Source organism: Rhodoferax lithotrophicus (assembly GCF_019973615.1).
GTDB lineage: Bacteria > Pseudomonadota > Gammaproteobacteria > Burkholderiales > Burkholderiaceae_C > Rhodoferax > Rhodoferax lithotrophicus.
In genome coordinates this window covers 3,171,894-3,191,126 of record NZ_AP024238.1, presented here as the reverse complement: position 1 = coordinate 3,191,126, position 19,233 = coordinate 3,171,894, and the positions used below count along the sequence as shown (strand labels likewise).

Annotated in this window: 18 protein-coding genes and 2 tRNA genes; 16 read left to right on the top strand and 4 right to left on the bottom strand. The window is 56.0% G+C overall.

Annotation, left to right across the window (positions count from 1 at the left end; all coding sequences use genetic code 11):
* Positions 1 to 20: 20 nt before the first annotated feature.
* The 6 genes from LDN84_RS14700 to LDN84_RS14675 all read left to right on the top strand — a co-directional run bounded on the left by LDN84_RS14700 (position 21) and on the right by LDN84_RS14675 (position 4,712).
* Positions 21 to 869, top strand: a complete 849-nt coding sequence (locus LDN84_RS14700; protein ID WP_223913034.1) for a DMT family transporter — start codon at positions 21 to 23, stop codon at positions 867 to 869.
* Positions 870 to 921: 52 nt separating this feature from the next.
* Positions 922 to 2,016: a tartrate dehydrogenase gene (locus LDN84_RS14695; protein ID WP_223904184.1), complete on the top strand. Its 1,095-nt coding sequence runs from the start codon at positions 922 to 924 to the stop codon at positions 2,014 to 2,016.
* A gap of 206 nt (positions 2,017 to 2,222) precedes the next feature.
* Positions 2,223 to 2,495 (top strand): HU family DNA-binding protein, encoded by a 273-nt coding sequence (locus LDN84_RS14690; RefSeq protein ID WP_223904183.1) that lies wholly within the window; start codon positions 2,223 to 2,225, stop codon positions 2,493 to 2,495.
* A gap of 16 nt (positions 2,496 to 2,511) precedes the next feature.
* Positions 2,512 to 2,587: transfer RNA gene (locus tag LDN84_RS14685), tRNA-Val, on the top strand.
* Positions 2,588 to 2,646: 59 nt separating this feature from the next.
* Entirely contained in the window at positions 2,647 to 4,581 is a 1,935-nt protein-coding gene (locus tag LDN84_RS14680; RefSeq protein ID WP_223913031.1) for a SurA N-terminal domain-containing protein, read from the top strand.
* A 55-nt stretch (positions 4,582 to 4,636) separates the two neighbouring features.
* Positions 4,637 to 4,712: transfer RNA gene (locus LDN84_RS14675), tRNA-His, on the top strand.
* A 138-nt stretch (positions 4,713 to 4,850) separates the two neighbouring features.
* Here LDN84_RS14675 and upp read toward each other — a convergent pair.
* Together upp and LDN84_RS14665 are read right to left on the bottom strand one after the other, a co-directional pair.
* Positions 4,851 to 5,492, bottom strand: coding sequence for a uracil phosphoribosyltransferase (gene upp, locus LDN84_RS14670; RefSeq protein ID WP_223904182.1), 642 nt, complete (start codon positions 5,490 to 5,492; stop codon positions 4,851 to 4,853).
* Positions 5,493 to 5,589: 97 nt separating this feature from the next.
* Positions 5,590 to 7,104: a helicase HerA-like domain-containing protein gene (locus LDN84_RS14665; protein WP_223904181.1), complete on the bottom strand. Its 1,515-nt coding sequence runs from the start codon at positions 7,102 to 7,104 to the stop codon at positions 5,590 to 5,592.
* Between the two features lie 58 nt (positions 7,105 to 7,162).
* On the opposite strand from LDN84_RS14665, the gene LDN84_RS14660 reads away from it, so the two are divergent.
* The 10 genes from LDN84_RS14660 (at position 7,163) to LDN84_RS14615 (ending at position 16,146) form a co-directional block, all read left to right on the top strand.
* Positions 7,163 to 7,897 carry a YebC/PmpR family DNA-binding transcriptional regulator gene (locus LDN84_RS14660; protein WP_223904180.1) on the top strand — a complete coding sequence of 245 codons (735 nt, stop codon included), beginning with the start codon at positions 7,163 to 7,165 and terminating at the stop codon, positions 7,895 to 7,897.
* The gene (purD, locus tag LDN84_RS14655; protein WP_223904179.1) at positions 7,894 to 9,195 is read left to right on the top strand and encodes a phosphoribosylamine--glycine ligase; all 1,302 of its coding nucleotides are present in this window, start codon (positions 7,894 to 7,896) and stop codon (positions 9,193 to 9,195) included. The genes LDN84_RS14660 and purD overlap by 4 nt, the downstream gene beginning before the upstream one ends.
* The gene (gene hemF, locus LDN84_RS14650; protein ID WP_223904178.1) at positions 9,192 to 10,115 is read left to right on the top strand and encodes an oxygen-dependent coproporphyrinogen oxidase; all 924 of its coding nucleotides are present in this window, start codon (positions 9,192 to 9,194) and stop codon (positions 10,113 to 10,115) included. Before purD ends, hemF begins: the two co-directional genes overlap by 4 nt.
* Positions 10,115 to 10,729 (top strand): nicotinate-nucleotide adenylyltransferase, encoded by a 615-nt coding sequence (gene nadD, locus LDN84_RS14645; RefSeq protein ID WP_223904177.1) that lies wholly within the window; start codon positions 10,115 to 10,117, stop codon positions 10,727 to 10,729. The genes hemF and nadD overlap by 1 nt, the downstream gene beginning before the upstream one ends.
* A gap of 95 nt (positions 10,730 to 10,824) precedes the next feature.
* Positions 10,825 to 11,586 carry a ribosome silencing factor gene (gene rsfS, locus LDN84_RS14640; RefSeq protein WP_435405950.1) on the top strand — a complete coding sequence of 254 codons (762 nt, stop codon included), beginning with the start codon at positions 10,825 to 10,827 and terminating at the stop codon, positions 11,584 to 11,586.
* 2 nt (positions 11,587 to 11,588) lie between these two features.
* Positions 11,589 to 12,056: a 23S rRNA (pseudouridine(1915)-N(3))-methyltransferase RlmH gene (gene rlmH, locus LDN84_RS14635; RefSeq protein ID WP_223904175.1), complete on the top strand. Its 468-nt coding sequence runs from the start codon at positions 11,589 to 11,591 to the stop codon at positions 12,054 to 12,056.
* Positions 12,057 to 12,066: 10 nt separating this feature from the next.
* The gene (locus tag LDN84_RS14630) at positions 12,067 to 12,669 is read left to right on the top strand and encodes a Maf family protein (RefSeq protein ID WP_223913027.1); all 603 of its coding nucleotides are present in this window, start codon (positions 12,067 to 12,069) and stop codon (positions 12,667 to 12,669) included.
* 79 nt (positions 12,670 to 12,748) lie between these two features.
* The gene (rng, locus tag LDN84_RS14625) at positions 12,749 to 14,224 is read left to right on the top strand and encodes a ribonuclease G (RefSeq protein ID WP_223904174.1); all 1,476 of its coding nucleotides are present in this window, start codon (positions 12,749 to 12,751) and stop codon (positions 14,222 to 14,224) included.
* Positions 14,225 to 14,236: 12 nt separating this feature from the next.
* Positions 14,237 to 14,986 (top strand): polysaccharide deacetylase family protein, encoded by a 750-nt coding sequence (locus LDN84_RS14620; protein ID WP_223904173.1) that lies wholly within the window; start codon positions 14,237 to 14,239, stop codon positions 14,984 to 14,986.
* Complete coding sequence (locus LDN84_RS14615) at positions 14,983 to 16,146, top strand: glycosyltransferase family 4 protein (RefSeq protein WP_223904172.1); 1,164 nt, start codon at positions 14,983 to 14,985, stop codon at positions 16,144 to 16,146. Before LDN84_RS14620 ends, LDN84_RS14615 begins: the two co-directional genes overlap by 4 nt.
* Positions 16,147 to 16,194: 48 nt before the next feature.
* On the opposite strand, the gene msbA is transcribed toward LDN84_RS14615, so the two are convergent.
* Together msbA and LDN84_RS14605 are read right to left on the bottom strand one after the other, a co-directional pair.
* Positions 16,195 to 17,973 carry a lipid A export permease/ATP-binding protein MsbA gene (msbA, locus tag LDN84_RS14610; protein ID WP_223904171.1) on the bottom strand — a complete coding sequence of 593 codons (1,779 nt, stop codon included), beginning with the start codon at positions 17,971 to 17,973 and terminating at the stop codon, positions 16,195 to 16,197.
* Entirely contained in the window at positions 17,970 to 19,190 is a 1,221-nt protein-coding gene (locus LDN84_RS14605) for an O-antigen ligase family protein (RefSeq protein ID WP_223904170.1), read from the bottom strand. Before LDN84_RS14605 ends, msbA begins: the two co-directional genes overlap by 4 nt.
* Between the last annotated feature and the right edge of the window lie 43 nt (positions 19,191 to 19,233).

The following is a 19,233-nucleotide window of genomic DNA, read 5'->3' as shown; positions in this document are numbered from 1 at the left end:
AGCGGCCCTTGATCCGGGCCATGCCAGCCGTGTTTGTGCTGATCTGGAGCACGGGTTTTATCGTGGCACGGTATGGCATGCCGCATGCCCCTCCCTTCAAATTTCTGGCAATGCGTTATGCCTTGTCGATTGCCTGTTTTTTGCTTTGGATCACGCTGGCGCGGGTCAAGTGGCCGACGCAAGGCAGGCAATGGGGGCATCTGGCGGTGACCGGTGTTCTGATGCATGCCTGCTATTTGGGCGGTGTTTGGGCCGCAGTCAAACTCGGTATGGGCTCTGGCTTGTCATCGCTGATTGTCGGTTTGCAACCTGTGCTCACGGCCTTGTGGCTGGCCTCCACGGGCAGCAGGATTGTGCCAAGGCAGTGGATTGGACTGACGCTGGGTTTGATTGGCTTGGTGATGGTGGTGTCGCGCAAGTTTGGCAGTGGTGGTGAGGCCAATGTGCTCAACCTGTCATTGGCTTTAGGCGCTTTGTTGAGTATCACGACGGGCACCCTGTACCAGAAACGCTTTGTCACATCGTGTGATGTGCGCACGGCCAATACCGTTCAGTTGATGGCAGCCTTGTTGGTGACTTTGCCGTTGGCCGCATTGGAGATTGAAGCGGTTGACTGGCATATTGAGTTGATCGGTGCCATTGCCTGGTCGGTATTGGCTTTGACGCTGGGCGGCAGTTCTTTGCTGTATCTGTTGATTCAAAAAGGTGCTGCGGCCTCGGTAACCAGTCTGATGTATTTGGTGCCACCGGTGACCGCGTTGATGGCCTGGATGCTGTTTGCCGAAGCCATCACACTCACCACGATTTTAGGCACACTATTGACGGCTGTGGGCGTGGCCTTGGTGGTGTGGCAGCCCAAAGCGGTGTGATCAACGGGTCATTAAGCGTTTGAATCCTCTGGATTTTTCAAGGAGTCATGTCATGTCAGTGAAAAAAATTGCAGTGATTGCCGGAGACGGCATTGGCAAAGAAGTCATGCCCGAAGGGCTGCGTGTGATGGAAGCTGTGGCGGACAAGTTTGGCATTGGCTTGCAGTTTGACCACTTTGATTTTTCAAGCTGGGATTATTTTGAGAAACATGGCCAAATGTTGCCTGATAACTGGAAAGACCAACTGGGTGGTCACGATGCCATTTATTTTGGTGCAGTGGGCTGGCCAGAAAAAATCCCGGATCATGTCTCATTGTGGGGGTCCTTGCTGCAGTTTCGACGGGAGTTTGACCAGTATGTCAACCTGCGCCCGGCACGGTTGATGCCCGGCATCATCGCCCCGGTGGTGCGGCGAGATGGCACGGCGCGCCAACCCGGTGAAATCGACATGGTGATCGTGCGTGAAAACACCGAAGGTGAATATTCCAGCATTGGCGGGCGCATGTTTGCAGGCACTGAGCGTGAAATAGTGTTGCAGGAAACCGTGATGACTCGCACCGGGGTGGATCGTGTGTTGAAGTTCGCGTTTGAGCTAGCCCAGTCTCGACCCAAAAAACACCTGACAAGTGCCACCAAATCGAATGGCATAGCCATCACCATGCCTTTTTGGGATGAGCGGGTGCTGGAGATGTCCAAATACTATCCCGACGTGAAGGTGGATAAATTTCACATCGACATTCTGACCGCACACTTTGTCCAGCGGCCGGACTTTTTTGATGTCGTGGTAGGAAGCAACTTGTTTGGCGACATTCTGAGCGATTTGGGACCAGCCTGTACGGGCACGATTGCCATTGCACCCAGTGCCAATCTCAACCCTGAGCGCAAGTTCCCGTCGCTGTTTGAGCCGGTTCATGGCTCGGCTCCTGACATCGCGGGCAAAGGTATTGCCAACCCGATCGGCCAAATCTGGAGTGGGGCTATGATGCTTGACTTTTTAGGATTCAAGGCGGCTCATGATGTGATTTTGAAAGCACTGGAGCAGGCGCTAATACCTGATAATGGAGCTCCTAGGACACCGGATTTAGGTGGCAACGCCACAACACAAGACCTGGGACGGGCTATTGCCAAGCATGTCGAGTTGGTTTGACACACTGGCATCAGGCACGATGGTAAAAAATCCTTGGATACGGTCAATCAGCTTGCTAAACCAGACTAGAATCATGGATCGTTGCAAAACATCGCATGAGTGGTCGCTGGCCAAAAGAGCGGGTAGCTTGAAGAAACTGTAAGTCTTTCGAAATATATTTTCACGAGACATTCAAATATAATTTTTAACCCCATGTGAGGTTTTTTGTGAATAAAAGTGAGTTGATTGATTACATTGCTACAAATGCTGATATGTCGAAGGCTTCTGCTGCGCGTGCGTTAGAGTCGACGATTGAAGCTGTTAAAACCACCTTGAAGAATGGTGGGTCTGTTTCATTGGTGGGTTTTGGCACATTTGCAGCGGGTAAACGTGCTGCGAGAGTTGGTCGTAATCCGCGTACTGGGACATCGATTAAAATAAGCGCTGCTAAAGTTCCCAAGTTCCGTCCAGGTAAAGCATTAAAAGATGCTTTAAATTAATGATTAGTTTTAGGTGGGGTGATTAGCTCAGTTGGTAGAGCGGCGCCCTTACAAGGCGTAGGTCGGCGGTTCGAGCCCGTCATCACCCACCACATTGACAAAGGCGAACATCATGTTCGCCTTTTTTATTGGCTTACAGGAGAGTTTGCGCATGTTCGATATCTTTCGAAAACACACCAAGATCATGATGGTCTTACTGTTTTTGTTGATCATCCCTTCATTTGTGTTGTTTGGTATCGACGGGTACAACCGGATGAAAGAATCTACCGTGGCTGTGGCACGTGTTGGAGGGCATGACATTACTCAAGCCGAATGGGATGCGGCACACAAGATAGAGTCGGACCGCTTGCGCGCTTCAATGCCAAACATGGATACCAAATTGCTTGATTCTCCTGAGGCGCGGTTTGCCACGCTGGAGCGTTTGGTGAGAGACCGCGTCATAGCGCTTGCTGCAGAAAAAGCCAAACTTTCTACCAGTGATGCACGTTTGGCCAGATTCTTGCAGGAAGATCCCACGATTGCGTCGTTGCGACAGACTGACGGCAAAATGGATATGGAGCGTTATCGTCAGTTGGCGGCAGGTCAGGGATTGACACCGGAAGGATTTGAAAATCGGGTTCGTCAGGATTTGTCTAGGCAGCAAATTGAAGCGGGTGTTCGAACTTCGGGGTTTGTCGCGCCAGCTGTGGCCGATGTGGCTTTGAATGCTTTTTTTGAAAAACGCGAGATTCAGTTTGTAAATTTTGCAACTGCTGATTACCTTGCCAAGGTGTCACCTACAGATGCGGAGCTAGATGCCTACTATCGAGCCAATCAACCCCAGTTTCAGGCTCCAGAACAAATGCAGGTGGAATATGTGGTTCTTGATATTGATTCGGTTAAAAAGGGTATCCAAATTTCAGATGCTGACTTAATAGCTTACTACGACCAAAATGCTGCTCGTCTCAGTGGTAATGAGGAGCGTCGGGCTAGTCATATTTTGATTAATGCTCCTAAAGATGCATCTGCTGCAGATCGCGAAAAAGCCAAGCGTCAAGTGGATGAGTTGTTGAAGCTTGTGCGTTCAGCTCCGACAACTTTTGCTGATGTGGCGCGAAAAAATTCCCAAGATACTGGCTCCGCTGCCAAAGGCGGTGACCTTGGTTTTTTTGGGCACGGGGCGATGGTCAAGCCTTTTGAGGACGCTGTTTTTGCTTTGAAGAAGGGGGACATCAGTGAGGTGGTGGAGTCGGACTTTGGCTATCACATCATTCAGTTGACTGATGTCAAACTACCAAAACAACGCAGTTTTGAGGAGCTTCGGGCTGGAATCGAGTCCGACTTGAAAGCTCAGCAGGCACAGCGTAAATTCGCGGAAGTTGCAGAAGTTTTTACCAATCTTGTCTATGAGCAAGCAGATAGCCTTAAGCCAGTTGCCGATAAGCTCAAGCTGGAAATCAAGACAGCAGAAAAAATCATCCGCCATCCAGCTTCGGGATCAACAGGTGTGTTAGCAAATCAAAAGTTTTTATCGACACTTTTTGCTCCCGAGTCGATTAGTAAAAAGCGAAATACGGAAGCTATTGAAGTTGCGGTTAACCAATTGGCTGCAGGGCGTGTGGTCTCGTATCAACCTGCAAGAGTGTTGCCGCTAGCGGAAGTTCAGCAACAAGTTCGTGATAAGGTGATTGCAAGCCAAGCAGCAGCACTGGCAAAAAAAGAGGGTGTCGACAAATTGAATCAGTGGAAAAAAGATTCATCTGGTGCGAACCTTCCGCCATCAATTTTTATAGCTCGTGACCAGCCGCAAAAAATCCCTGGGTCTGTACTGCTTGCATCTCTGCGTGCAGATACAACGGTATTACCTGCCTGGATAGGTGTTGACCTTGGTGCTGCAGGTTATGCAGTTGTTCGTGTGAATAAGGTTGTCCCGCGTAATGAGGCTTCGCAAATATCTGCAAAGCAAGACCGTGAGCAGTACTCCCAATGGTGGGGTGCAGCTGAAGCACAAGCCTATTTTGCAGTACTCAAAGAACAGCTTAAGACCGAAATTTTGGCGCCCATGCCGACAACCAAATCGACGAAAAAATCCGATACATCAGAGTAAATGGCAACTTCAGTGTCAGGGGTGTCTCTTTATACGCTATAATTTCAAGTCTACGGTGGCTGTAGCTCAGTTGGTAGAGTCCAGGATTGTGATTCCTGTTGTCGTGGGTTCGAGCCCCATCAGCCACCCCAAGTAATTAAAAGCCGCATTATTAAATTTAGTGCGGCTTTTTTGTTTTGTGCCTATCTTTTGTTCTTGTTAATCATGAGCTGATGAATGTGAGTCAGCTCAATGACACTCGCGATCAAGATAATCGGAACATAAAAAACTCACTGGGTTCCAAAAATTCGATCTCCTGCATCTCCTAAGCCTGGCAGGATGTAGCCGTGGCTGTTGAGTTGGCGGTCGATGGCGGCGGTGAAAATATGCACATCCGGGTGTGCTTCGCGCAGTGCTTTGACACCTTCGGGACAGGTCAGCAGGCAGACAAATTTGATGGACTTGGGCCGGGTTGCCTTGATGCGGGTAATGGCTGCAATGGCAGAGTGACCTGTCGCGAGCATCGGGTCAACCACGACTACGTCGCGTACTTCCATCTCTTTGGGCATCTTGAAGTAATACTCTACGGCTTGCAGCGTAGTTGGGTCACGGTACAAGCCGATGTGGCCTACGCGTGCACCGGGTACCACTGACAAAAAACCATCCAAAATGCCGGTGCCTGCACGCAGAATCGACACCAATGCCAACTTTTTCCCGTCAATGACCCGTCCGGTCATGGTTTCCAGCGGGGTATCGATTTGAATTTCCTGCGTTGGCATGTCGCGTGTCACTTCATAGGCCATGAGCATGGCCAATTCGTTAAGCAGGGTGCGAAAACTGGTGGTGCTGGCAGTTTTTTGTCGCATCAGCGTCAGCTTATGCTGCACCAGTGGGTGGTCAATAACGTGGACAAATGGGTCGAATGGGCTCATGAGTTTTTCCTTGGAAGAGTTTGGAGTCTGTGCGTTGTTTTTAGCAGCTTTGCCAGGTTTGAGCGGTTATGCTGGAATTTTGAATCGTGTTGCGCGCTTAGCGTTTCCCACCAAAAATGCCGCCCAGAACGCCGCGGATGATCTGACGGCCTACTTCTCGGCCAATGGAGCTGGCGGCACTTTTGAGGAGTTGCTCACCTGCTGATGCCCGTCGTCCGCCACCGCCACCCAAAAGGCTGCCTAGACCGGAGCCTAAACTGTCAAGCAAACCGCCGCCGGTGCTTGAGACTTGCGTGGTCTGGTCTGATGTAGATTCTGCTGTTTGGGCACGCTCAACCGTGCGGCCCTTAAGTTTTTCAAAGGCTGAATCGCGATCCAGATGTTTCTCATATACCCCGGCGACTATGGATTCACTCAGCAAGGTTTGCCGTTGCGCTGGTGTGATTGGCCCAATTTGACTGGCTGGTGGCAACACGTAGACACGTTCGGTCGGGCAGGGGCGGCCCTTTTCGTCCAGAAAGCTGATCAACGCCTCGCCCACGCCTAGTTCTGTGATAGCCGCACCGATATCCAGGGGTGGGTTGGGCCGCATGGTGTCGGCAGCACTCTTGACGGCTTTCTGATCACGTGGAGTAAAGGCCCGTAACGCATGTTGCACCCGGTTACCCAGTTGTGCCAGCACGGTGTCTGGGATGTCCAGCGGGTTTTGCGTCACAAAGTACACCCCCACGCCCTTGGAGCGCACCAGTCGCACCACCAGTTCAATGCGCTCGATCAACACCTTGGGTGCATCCGCAAACAGCAGGTGGGCCTCGTCAAAAAAGAACACCAGTTTGGGTTTGTCCAAGTCACCCACTTCGGGCAGGTTCTCGAACAGTTCACTTAGCAACCACAACAAGAAGGTGCTGTACAGCCGGGGCGAAGCCATCAGCTTGTCTGCGGCCAAGATATTCACCATGCCATGGCCGTTGCTGTCGGTTTGCATCAGGTCGTCGATATTGAGCATCGGCTCGCCAAAGAATTTGTCACCGCCTTGTTGTTCGATTTGCATCAGGCCACGCTGGATGGCCCCAATGCTGGCGGCGCTGATGTTGCCGTATTCGGTGGTGTAGCTGCTGGCGTTGTCGCCCACATGCTGGCACATGGCGCGCAGGTCTTTCATGTCCAGAATCAACAGGCCGTCATCATCGGCAATCTTGAACACCAGTTGCAGCACGCCCGCCTGGGTCTCATTCAGGTTGAGCATACGCGCCAGCAGCAATGGCCCCAAGTCGCTCACCGTGGCGCGTACCGGGTGGCCCTGTTCCCCAAACACGTCCCACAAGGTGCTTGGGAATGCTACAAATTCAGGAGCTGCTAGCGCATGTTCTGCAAGCACTTTGGTAAGTTTTGGTGTAGAAACTCCGGCTTGTGAAAGACCTGTCAGATCACCCTTGATATCAGCCATGAACACCGGTACACCCAGGCGCGAGAAACCCTCGGCCATGGTTTGCAGGGTAATAGTCTTGCCTGTGCCGGTCGCCCCGGTGATCAGGCCGTGGCGGTTGGCTTTGTCGGGGTACAGCATGCACTGGGTCTGGCCGTTCTGGGCAATCAGGATGGGATCTGGCATGTCAAGCTCAAAAAGTACAATTGGGCCAATAGCGTAACGAATTTTTAAAGGATTTCCCGTGGCAGGACACAGTAAATGGGCCAATATTCAGCACCGCAAAGGCCGTCAGGACGAAAAGCGCGGCAAGATCTGGACGCGCATCATCCGAGAAATCACGGTGGCTGCACGTGCCGGTGGCGGTGATTTGTCAACCAACCCGCGCTTGCGGCTGGCCATTGACCGGGCCAAGGCGGCCAACATGCCGGCCGACCGCATCAAGTACAACATTGACAAGGCCACCGGGTCGCTTGATGGCATCAGCTACGAAGAAATTCGTTACGAAGGTTACGGCATTGGTGGGGCCGCCATCATTGTCGACACCATGACCGACAACAAGGTGCGTACCGTGGCCGAGGTTCGCCATGCCTTCTCCAAATTTGGCGGCAACATGGGCACTGAAGGCTCGGTGGCGTTCCAGTTCAAACACTGCGGTCAGATCATTTTTGCCCCTGGTCAAAGTGAAGACAAGGTGATGGAAGTGGCCCTGGAGGCTGGCGCGGACGATGTCATCAGTGATGATGACGGCGCACTCGAAGTGATTACCTCGGTGGCTGATTTTGAAGCCGTCAAAAATGCCCTGGAAGCCGCTGGACTGACCCCTGATGATGCCCAAGTCACCATGCGCGCTGAAAACCCGATTGAAGTCACCGGTGATGATGCCGTGCGTATGCAAAAACTGTTGGATGCATTGGAAGACCTGGACGATGTGCAGGAGATCTATCACAACGCAGAACTGGACACCGACGCACTATGAAGATACTTGTTATTGGTGGCGGTGGCCGCGAACATGCACTGGCCTGGAAACTGGCCCAGTCGCCCAAAACCCACAAAATCTACGTGGCTCCAGGCAATGGCGGCACTGCTGCAGATTCACGTTTTGAAAATGTGAGCAGCACCGATGTGCACGCTCTGGCTCAGTGGGCGGTGGCGCAAAAAATAGCCCTCACCGTGGTCGGCCCCGAAGTCCCTTTGGCTGCGGGGGTGGTCGACGAGTTTCGCAAACACGGCCTGCGTATCTTTGGCCCGACCCAGGCTGCTGCGCAACTGGAAAGTTCCAAAGCCTTTTCCAAGGCCTTCATGAAGCGCCACGGCATTCCCACAGCGGAATACGAAACCTTCACCGACCCCACTTTGGCTCATGCCTACATCGACCAGAAAGGCGCACCTATCGTGGTCAAGGCCGACGGCCTGGCCGCTGGCAAAGGCGTGGTGGTGGCCATGACCGTGGCCGAGGCCCATGAAGCGGTGGACTTCATGCTGGTGGACAACACCCTGGGTGTGAGCCACAACGAGGGTGGGGCACGGGTGGTGATTGAAGAATTCCTGCAAGGTGAAGAAGCCAGCTTTATCGTCATGGTCGATGGCAAAAATGTCTTGCCGCTGGCCACCAGCCAGGATCACAAACGCCTGCAAACCGGTGACCTTGGCCCCAATACTGGCGGCATGGGTGCGTATTCACCCGCTCCGGTGGTTACGCCGGATGTGCATGCCCGCGCCATGCGCGACATCATCCTGCCGACCGTGCGGGGCATGGAAAAAGATGGCATACCGTTTACCGGCTTTCTGTACGCCGGTTTGATGATTGATGCCCAGGGCAAGCCGAAAACGCTGGAATTCAACTGCCGCATGGGTGACCCCGAAACACAGCCGATCATGATGCGCCTGAAAACCGATCTGGTGGACGTGATGCTGGCGGCCACTGAGCCGGGTCCGCACGGTAAGCTCGATCAGGTGGAACTGCAATGGGATCGCCGCACCGCCATGGGTGTGGTGCTGGCGGCGCATGGTTACCCGGCCCATCCGCGCAAAGGGGATGTCATCACTGGCATCCCCAAAGAAGCCGAAGATGCCTGTGTGTTCCATGCCGGAACCACTCTTCAAGACGGTCAATTGCTCACTTCGGGTGGGCGCGTGCTGTGTGTGACAGTGCTGGCCGACAGCGTGCGCCTGGCTCAGCAGCGGGCTTATGAAGTGAGCGCCGGCATTGGGTTTGACGGCATGCAATACCGCACCGACATTGGCTACCGCGCCATCAAGAGCGCTACGGCATGAGCACGCTGGACACGCCCGTGCAGCAGGTGAGTGCTTATCTGCGCGGTTTGCAGGCGCGTATCACCACGGCGGTGGCCGAATTGGATGGCACCCCGTTCTTGACCGACCCCTGGGAGAAATCGGCCGGTGAAACATTGCAGGGCTGTGGCATCACCCAGATTCTGGAAGGCGGTGCGGTGTTTGAGCGTGCGGGCTGTGGCTTCTCGCATGTGACCGGCCCCAAACTGCCACCCTCGGCCACGCAACACCGCCCGGAACTGTCCGGTGCGCCATTTGAGGCCATGGGCGTGTCTTTGGTGTTTCACCCGCGCAACCCCTATGTGCCCACGGTGCACATGAATGTGCGCATGATTTCAGCCAAGGCTGCGGATGGTCGCGATGTCTGCTGGTTTGGCGGTGGCATGGATCTGACCCCCTATTACGGCTTTGAAGGTGATGCGGAGCATTTCCACCGCAGTTGCAAAGCCGCGTTGCAGCCGTTTGGCGACGACAAATACCCGCGCTTCAAAACCTGGTGTGACGAGTATTTTTTTCTGAAACACCGCAATGAGCAGCGTGGTGTGGGGGGCGTGTTTTTTGACGATTTTTCGGAGCTTGGCTCTGAGCAAAACCTGGCCATGATGCAGTCGGTGGGCGATGCGTTCCTGAACGCCTATTTGCCCATTGTGTTGCGCCGCAAAGACACACCTTATGGTGAACGTGAACGTGCGTTCCAGCTCTACCGCCGGGGTCGTTATGTGGAATTTAACCTGGTGTGGGATCGCGGCACCCACTTTGGCCTGCAGTCGGGTGGGCGTAGTGAGTCGATTCTGTTGTCCATGCCGCCGCTGGCGAGTTGGGCCTATCAACAAGTGCCAGAGCCAGACACCCCTGAGGCCGAGCTGTACAGCCAATTTCTGGTGCGCCGGGATTGGGTCTGATGCCAGCGTTGATCAAACGTCAGCGCATCGGACTCTTTGGTGGGGCGTTTGACCCACCCCACCGGGCCCATGAGGCCTTGGTCAAAACAGCGATTTCAGAGCTGGCTCTGGATCGTTTGGTCGTGATTCCGACCGGGCAGGCCTGGCACAAACCGCGTGAATTAACACCTGCCTCACATCGGCTGGCCATGACCCGGCTGGCCTTTGCCGATTGGCCTCAGGTAACGGTAGACTCCCAAGAAATTGATCGTATTGGCCCGAGCTACACCATGGACACTTTGCGTGTAGTTGCCGCATCAGAGCCAGAGGCTGAATTGTTTCTGATCATGGGCGGTGACCAGGCTGCAGCCTTGACTACCTGGCGTGAATGGCAGGGGATTTTGCAACTTGCTACAATATGTGTAGCTTTTCGCGCAGATTCAACAAGGGTCAGCACCTTGTTTGAAGCTGAGAAAATGTTTCCCCAGCGGTTTTTGCACTTGAACATGCCCGCCATGCCGCTGAGTGCCACCCAGATCCGCGCATCCTTTATAGCCGGGCAACCCGCAAATACGCTGGTGTCTGAAGCCGTTGCACGTTATATTGCCGACCACCACCTTTACCAATCGAATTGATGACTACCCAAACTTCTGCCAAACCCGCCGCCAAATCGTCTGCCAAAGCAGCAGCCAAATCCACGGCCAAACCTGCCGTTAAGCCCGCTGCCAAAGTGGTCGCCCCAACGACCTCCAGCACGGCGGTCAAAAAAGACGTGCAAAAACTCCAACGTGCCATTGTGGACGGGCTTGAAGATGTCAAGGCTCAAGACATTGTGGTGTTTGATACCGAACACCTGTCTTCCCTGTTTGAACGGGTTATCGTGGCCAGCGGTACCTCCAACCGGCAAACCAAGGCACTGGCGTTCAGCGTGCTGGATGCGGTGCGTGAAGCCGGGTTTCCCAAGCCGCGCATGGAAGGCGAAGCCAACGGCGAATGGATCATTGTGGACTGCGGCCAAGCCGTGTTGCATGTGATGCAACCTAATATCCGCACCTATTACAACCTGGAAGAGCTATGGGGTGACAAGCCGGTGCGCCTGAAACTGGGCGCGGCCAAACCGGTTGTGGCGGCAGAAGCCAAGCTGGTGAAGGCCAGTGTGGCGGCCAAAGAAGCCGCCAAACCCGCCGCCAGCCTACGCCGTTCCAGTGCCGCCAAAAAAGGTGTGGAAGAGGCTTTCCCGTCCAAGGCGCAGCTGCAAAAAGCCGCGCTGGCAGAGGCGGCTGCAGCCAAGAAAGCGGCCGCCAAATCACCGGCCAAGGCGCGCAGTGCCACGGCTGTGGCCGGCACCCCGGCGACAGACAAAGCGGTGGCCAAACCCCGCATCAAAACCCTGGTGGTGAACGCCCCTGGCAAACCCGCTGCCAAAAAAGCGGCGGCCAAGAAAACTGCCAGCAAGGCTCCCGCCAAAAAAGCGCCCGTGCGCAAAGCCTGACCGTGCGGCTGCTGATTGTTGCGGTCGGTCAGCGTGTGCCCGATTGGGCACAAACCGCCTGGGACGATTACGCCAAACGCTTCCCGTTTGAACTCAAGGTCGAACTCAAGGCCGTCAAAACCGAGCCACGCGCCTCCAAGTCACTGGAAACCTTGTATGCCGCTGAGCGCAGCCGCATTGAGGCCGCCATCCCTAAGGGCTGCCGCGTGGTGGCCCTGGATGAGCGTGGCAGCACCCTCACCACCATGGCGTTGGCGGGCAAGCTCAAAGACTGGCAACTCAGTGGTGACGATGTGGCGCTGGTGATTGGAGGCCCGGATGGCCTGGACCCGGCCTTCAAGCAGGCCGCGCATGAGCGTATTCGCCTGTCTGACCTGACCCTGCCGCATGCCATGGTGCGGGTGTTGCTGATTGAGCAGCTTTACCGTGCCTGGTCGATCAATGCCAACCACCCGTATCACCGTGAATAAGCCACTGGGTATGAAAAAATTTGTTTACCTGGCCTCGCAAAGCCCACGGCGCAGGCAATTGCTGGAGCAGTTGGGTGTGGCCTATGAGCTGCTGCTACCTGAGCCGCATGAAGATGCCGAAGCGCTGGAGGTGGTTTTGCCGCGTGAAACCCCGCTGGCTTATGTGCAGCGTGTCACCCAACTCAAGCTGGATGCAGCCTTGGCGCGGTTGCAGCGTCTGGGTCTAGCGGCTGCGCCGGTGTTGTGCTCCGACACCACGGTGGCGTTGGGCCGTGAGATTTTGGGCAAACCCGCTGATGCGGCCGATGCCGAGCAGATCTTGCGCAAGCTGTCAGGCCATACGCACCGTGTGCTGACCGCCGTGGCGCTGGGCACGGCAGATGTCCGTGTGCAGGATGTGTCGATTTCCCGGGTGACGTTTGCACCCATGAGCACTCCACAAATCACCGCTTATGTGGCGACCGGCGAGCCGATGGGCAAGGCCGGTGCGTATGGCGTGCAAGGGCGGGCGGCCGCGTATATTTCACACTTGAGTGGAAGTTATTCGGGCATCATGGGCCTGCCCATGTTTGAGACTGCACAGCTGTTGCGTCAGTTGGGCTGGGATGGTTAATGTGATGCGTAGCTATTAATTTAATAGCTATTTAGGCTTGGTGGATGGGCGCTAGAGGTCAAATTTTGATATAAAAAATATGCAGGAAGACATTTTGATCAACTGGTCACCACAGGAGACCCGCGTGGCGGTGGTGGAAAACGGCGTGTTGCAAGAGTTGCATGTCGAGCGCACGCTGGAGCGTGGGCTGGTGGGCAACGTGTATCTGGGCAAAGTGGCCCGGGTGTTGCCGGGGATGCAATCGGCGTTTATCGATATTGGCCTGGAGCGGGCCGCATTTTTGCATGTGGCAGATGTCTGGCATCCGCCTGCCGAGGGCGAGACCATTTCTGCTGCGCGTAATCAGGCGACCCAGATACCGATTGAAAAACAGGTGTTTGAAGGCCAGAGCCTGGTGGTGCAGGTGATCAAGGACCCGATTGGCACCAAGGGTGCACGCTTGTCCACCCAGATCAGCATTGCCGGACGTATGCTGGTGTTTTTGCCGCAGGATGACCACATCGGGGTGTCACAAAAAATACCGCAAGCGCAACGGGATGCTTTGCGCGCACATTTGCAGGCTTTGGTGGCGGATCAAGGCGGCGGTTTTATTTTGCGCACCAATGGCGAAGATGCTACCGAGCAAGAGCTGGCTGATGACGTGGCCTACCTGCGCAAGGCCTGGAAGCGCATCCGCGAGGCCGCCACCAAGCTGGTGCCAAAGTCTTTGCTGCACCAGGATTTGAGTCTGCTGCAGCGCGTGCTGCGCGATTTGAGTACCGAGCACACCCAGTTCATCAAGGTGGATTCGCAAGAGCAGTTTGCCGTGATGCAGGCTTTTTGCCAGGAATTCATGCCTGCGGCAGCCCAAAAACTGGTGCACTACAAAGGTGAGCGGCCGATTTTTGACCTGTTTGCCATTGACGAAGAAATTGCCAAGGCACTGGGTCGGCGGGTCGAGCTGAAGTCGGGCGGTTACCTGATTGTGGATCAGACCGAGGCGCTGACCACCTTTGATGTGAATACCGGTGGTTACGTGGGTGCGCGCAATTTTGACGACACCATTTTCAAGACCAACCTGGAAGCCGCGCAAGCCATTGCCCGGCAACTGCGCTTGCGCAACCTGGGGGGCATCATCATTGTCGATTTCATCGACATGACCCCGCCGGAGCACCGTGATGCGGTGTTGACCGAGATTCGCAAACAGCTGGCGCGGGATCGCGTCAAAACCATGTGCGGCGGTTTTTCCCAGCTCGGGCTGGTGGAGATGACGCGCAAACGCACCCGCGAATCGCTGGCGCACATGCTGTGCGAACCCTGCCCGCTGTGTGAGGGCAAAGGCATCGTCAAAACCCCGCGCAGTGTGGCTTACGACATCTTGCGTGAAATCCTGCGAGAAGCACGCCAGTTCAACCCGAAAGAGTTCCGGGTGGTGGCCTCGCCCAAGGTGATCGAGCTGTTTCTGGACGAAGAAAGCCAGCATTTGGCGGGCTTGTCCGAGTTCATCGGCAAGCCGGTGTCACTGCAAAGTGAAGCGGCTATGGGGCAGGAACAGTACGACATTGTGTTGTTGTAGAGCAGGGTGCTGATGCTCCAAGACATTTGCCATAACGCGCTGCCAATCCCGATCCTGGTGTATCACCAGATTGATGCCGCACCACCCAAGGGGGCCGCGTTCAGAAGTCTTTACGTGTCACCACAGGCGTTTGCCCGGCAAATGCGTCTGCTGGCCTGGCTGGGCTACCAGGGCTTGTCGATGACGGCTTTGCTGCCGTATTTGCGTGGCGACAAAGTCGGCAAGGTGGTCGGCATCACCTTTGATGATGGCTACCTGAACAACTTGACCCATGCGCTGCCAGTGTTGCAGCTACATGGGTTTTCTTCCACCTGCTACTGCGTCAGTCAACAGCTTGGACAAACCAATGTGTGGGATGCCGCACAAGGGGTAGCCCAAACCGCGCTGATGGATGTCATCCAGTTGCGCCAATGGGTGGCAGGCGGACAAGAGGTGGGGGCCCACACCCGCCACCACGTGAACCTGAGTACCTGCGAGTCTGCGTTGGCAGAGGATGAAATTTTGCTCTCAAAATCAGAGCTGTCTGCGCATGTTTATCAAGCGGTAGAGCACTTTTGCTACCCTTATGGCCAGTACCGGCCAGAGCATGTGCAGATAGCCAGGCAAGCCGGTTTCCAGACGGTGACCACGACCCAGCGTAGCCGGGTCTGTCATGGGGCCGATCTGTGGCAATTGCCACGGGTGCCGGTGTTGCGTTCGACCACTTTGCCCGTGTTCTGGCTCAAGCTGGCCACGCGCTATGAAGATCGGCGCAGCGCATGAGTGAGCCGCTGCCACGCTTGCGTATTGCGGTGCTGAACCGCCAGTTTTCGTCCACCGGCGGCGGGGCCGAGCGTTATTCAATCGCCTTGGTGGAGCAGTTGGCGGCGCAGCATGAGATCCATGTGTTCGCCCAGCACATCGATCACCACTGGCCGGGGGTGACATACCACCGGGTGTCGCAAGCCTTCAAGCGGCCACGCTGGGTTAATCAGCTGTGGTACGCCACGGCCACCTGGTGGGCGACACGCCGGGGTTTTGACGTGGTGCATTCGCATGAGAACACTTGGCACGGCAACGTGCAGACGGTGCATGTGTTGCCGATCAAGTACAACCTGCTGCAGGGTTTGACGGGCTGGCGGCTGGCCTTGCGCTGGTTGAAGATCGTCACCAGTCCGCGCCTGCTGGTGTATCTGGCGTTGGAGCGCAGTCGTTTTGCCCTGCACCCCCCCCGTGCCATTGTGCTGGCTTCACAGGCGCTGGTGCCGCAGATGCGACAGGCTTACCCGGCCAGCCAGGCGGGGTTCCAGGTGGTCACGCCGGGGGTGGAGCGTGTGTTTGGGCCAGCCACTGCGGCAGAAAAAGCGCAGGCCAGAGTCCGGCTGGGCCTGCCCGCGCTAGGTTTTGGCATTTTGTTTGTTGGCAATGACTATCGCAAAAAAGGCTTGGGCACGTTGATTCAAGCCTTGTCAAAGTTGCCGCCATCCTGCTTTTTGGCGGTGGTGGGCAACCCGACGCACGTGCCGCAGTTCAAGGCGCAGGCGGCCGCAGCGGGTGTGGCGCAGCGGGTGCATTTTCTGGGCTCCTTGCCCGATGTGACCCCAGCTTACCAGGCTGCCGACTGTCTGGCCCACCCGACGCTGGAAGACACCTTTGCCATGGTGGTGCTAGAGGCCATGGCACATGGTTTGCCGGTGGTGGTGAGTGGGGAAAAGTATTGCGGAATTGCTGGTGTGTTGCAGCCAGGACGGGATGCGCTGGTGCTGGCTGATCCGCAGGATGCCACCGCACTGGCCGGGGCGCTTGAGCAGATCGTGCGCCAACCCGCCATGGCGGCCGCTTTACAAGCCGCTGGCTTGCGTTTTGCCCAGGTACATCTGTGGTCTGAACTGGCCCGGCAGCAGGCCTTGATTTACCAGCAACAGGCCTCCCGGCTTACATAAGAAATTGGCCTCTGGCGCTGATGTAGTCTGCGCAAGCTGCTATTCATTTCATACTGGGTCGTGTAAACCCAAACGGTAGAGCCGGGCGTACAGACCATCGTGCTGTATCAGTTCTGCATGGTTGCCCATCTCGGCAATCTGGCCATGATCCAGCACCAAGATGCGGTCGGCATGGTGCACGGTGGACAAGCGGTGGGCAATCACCAGCGTGGTGCGGTGGGTCATCAGCCGGTCTAGGGCTTCCTGCACGCTGCGCTCGGACTCGGTGTCCAGTGCCGAGGTGGCTTCATCCAAAATCAGAATCGGCGCATCCTTGTACAAGGCACGGGCAATCGCCAGGCGCTGGCGTTGGCCGCCAGAGAGCTGGGTGGCGTTGTGGCCGACCAGGGTGTCCAGGCCATTGGGCAGGGTTTTGACCAAGGCTTGCAGGTTGGCGGAGATCAGGCATTGCATGACCCGTTCCTTGTCCATCGGCAGGCCTAGGGCCACATTGGCCGCAATGCTGTCATTGATCATTACCACCTGCTGGCTGACCAGGGAAAACTGCGCCCGCAAGGCGGGCAGTTGCCATGCGCGCAGCTCATGGCCGTCCAGCGTGACCTGGCCCGAGTGAATGTCGACAAAGCGCGTCAACACGTTCACCAAGGTGGTTTTGCCGGAGCCTGATGCGCCCACCAGGGCGACGGTTTCACCCGGTTGAATCTTCAGGGAATGAATGCACAAAGCAGGGTTTTGTGCAGATGGATACTGCACAACCAGCTCTGAAAAAGAGAGCATGCCGGTGGCCCGTGGGGTGGCAAAGTTGCCGCTCGATTCATCGGGTGTGTGCTCAATCAAGGCCAGTGCCCGTTCCAGCGAGACCAGGCCGCGGGTGATCGGGCTGGAGAGTTCGGAGAGTTGCCGCACCGGCGCAATGATCATCAGCATGGCGGTGACAAACGCCACAAAGCCGCCCACCGAGGTGCCGCTGCTGGCGCTTTGCACCAAGGCCACCGAAATCACCGCTGACAGTGCCACAGCCGCCAGCATTTGGGTCATGGGGGTCATGGCCGCCCCCGCCACGGTGGATTTCATGGCCAGGTGACGCAGCGACTCGCTCAGGCGGTTAAAACGTTCGGCCTGGGTGGCCTGGGCGGCGTAGAGGCGAATATCCCGGTGTGCCAACACGTTTTCTTCGACCACGTAAGCCAGTTCGTCGGTGGCTTCCTGGTTGGCCTGGGTGAGCTTGTGGACGCGCCGGGTCAGCACTTTCATGACCCAGGCCACCGCAGGGAAGATGGCCGCAACGATCAGGGTGAGCTTCCAGTTCAGGTAAAACAGGTAGGCCGTCAACGCCAGCAAGGTCAGGCCGTTGCGCGTCAGGCTCAGCATGGCATTGACCAGCATGCTGGCCCCGTTTTGCACTTCATACACCACGGTGTTGGACAGGGCGCTGGAGCTTTGTTGTGAAAACAGCCGCAGTTCGGCCGCCAGAATTTTGTCAAACATGGCTTGGCGCATCAGTTGCAAGCCCTGATGGGTGATGCGGGTCAGGCCAATTTGCGACAGGTAGCCCGCCAAGCCACGCACACCAAACAGCAGCAAGAGAGAGGCCGGAACCTCCCATATCTCCAGCTGTCCGCGCTGGAAGCCCCGATCCAGCAGCGGTTTGAGCAGGGCGGGAATCATCGGTTCGGTGGCTGCACCCACCACGGCACTCAGGGCCACCATCAGCCAGATGCCAGGCAAGGTGCCAAAGTAGGGGGTAAACCGCCGGATGCGTTGTAGCAGGCCTTCGGGTGGGGTGACGATGGTGTCGTTGTTGCTGGACAAATCTAGGGTACTCACGCGTTCACTTTCTGTGGGGCTGGCGTGTCTGGCAAGCAGGCCGGGCTTTGATGGCGCACCCCCAAAGCCAGCAAAAGGCCCAAGGTGACACAAAAGAAGTCGCCAATCAGAGCGTCATAAAGTGAAGAGTTGAACGAGCAGCCCAGCACCATGACCGCCACAACGGAAATGAGCGCACGCTGCAATGGAGTCTCGAATTGCATGGCATCACGAACGAGGGCGACCACCAGCAGTATCAGCAAGAGCGTACCGCCCACGCCCAATTCAACGCCCCACAACAAAAATTCCTGGTGCGGGTTGCTGGTGAGTCCATCACCATACACATTGGTGGCTTGCGGCCCTTCGATGCGCTTCACAGTCAGTGTCCAACTGCCAACTCCGTGGCCGATCAGTGGCTGCTCCGCCATGGCCTGAAGCGAGCGGTGCCAGGCGTTCAGGCGAAAACCTGAAGAGCCGACGGCATCACCTTGCTGGCTGTAGCTTTGGCTTTCAGTCATTACTTGGGCTACTTTGCTCTGGAATTTGGCAGAACTGGCGTACATGAGGCCAGCCATCAAGACGGGAAAGACAAGCAGGGCTGTTATTCGCCATTTTGGGGGAATCTCCCACATCACGGCCAAGGTCAGAACCATGAGAGAAGCCAGGTAGCCGGTTTTGCCGACTTGCAAAAACAGGTTGTTGGCAATTGCCGATACCGCCAGCAAGCCCGCTACCCATGGAGCCTTGCGCCATTGGTGGCGTAAATGCCAGAACACCGCGGCCGCTGCGGCAAAAATCAGGGTTTGGTCAAGGTAGGTGGAATACACCACATTTTTGTATTCTGGTACCAACGTATTGCTGGTGGCCCAAGGCACACGGTAACCTGCGGCCATGATCCATGAGCTCAAGATAAGAAAGGCTTGGCTGCCAAAAAATACCAGCAAGGCCAGACGGGCTTCACGCGCATTGCGAATCAGCATCACCAGCATGGCGACTTCCAGTAATTTGCTGTGTTTGATCAATGCCATCAACGCGATATCACTCGGTGCTTTGCTCCAGAACAGGCTCAAGGCAAAAGTAATCAAAATCACCAGAATGAGTCGCACAGACCACAAGGTGTGCGACTCTTGATCACGTGTTTTGTGTCCTGACCAGGCAAAATAGACTAGGCACCCCAGGAAAAGCATCAGTTTGCCCAAACTGATCCAGGCCATGGGCAGGCTAACGGAGGCTGCCACCAAGCAAATCACGAAAAGTCTAAGGCCAGCGGCCCCGCGCGTC

Bases quoted from the DNA above. Each gene is read 5' to 3' on its own strand.
- LDN84_RS14700 (WP_223913034.1), top strand. From the start codon at position 21: ATGCCAGCCGTGTTTGTGCTGATCTGGAGCACGGGTTTTATCGTGGCA.
- LDN84_RS14695 (WP_223904184.1), top strand. From the start codon at position 922: ATGTCAGTGAAAAAAATTGCAGTGATTGCCGGAGACGGCATTGGCAAA.
- LDN84_RS14680 (WP_223913031.1), top strand. From the start codon at position 2,647: ATGTTCGATATCTTTCGAAAACACACCAAGATCATGATGGTCTTACTG.
- upp (WP_223904182.1), bottom strand. From the start codon at position 5,492: ATGAGCCCATTCGACCCATTTGTCCACGTTATTGACCACCCACTGGTG.
- LDN84_RS14665 (WP_223904181.1), bottom strand. From the start codon at position 7,104: ATGCCAGATCCCATCCTGATTGCCCAGAACGGCCAGACCCAGTGCATG.
- purD (WP_223904179.1), top strand. From the start codon at position 7,894: ATGAAGATACTTGTTATTGGTGGCGGTGGCCGCGAACATGCACTGGCC.
- hemF (WP_223904178.1), top strand. From the start codon at position 9,192: ATGAGCACGCTGGACACGCCCGTGCAGCAGGTGAGTGCTTATCTGCGC.
- nadD (WP_223904177.1), top strand. From the start codon at position 10,115: ATGCCAGCGTTGATCAAACGTCAGCGCATCGGACTCTTTGGTGGGGCG.
- LDN84_RS14630 (WP_223913027.1), top strand. From the start codon at position 12,067: ATGAAAAAATTTGTTTACCTGGCCTCGCAAAGCCCACGGCGCAGGCAA.
- rng (WP_223904174.1), top strand. From the start codon at position 12,749: ATGCAGGAAGACATTTTGATCAACTGGTCACCACAGGAGACCCGCGTG.
- LDN84_RS14620 (WP_223904173.1), top strand. From the start codon at position 14,237: ATGCTCCAAGACATTTGCCATAACGCGCTGCCAATCCCGATCCTGGTG.
- LDN84_RS14615 (WP_223904172.1), top strand. From the start codon at position 14,983: ATGAGTGAGCCGCTGCCACGCTTGCGTATTGCGGTGCTGAACCGCCAG.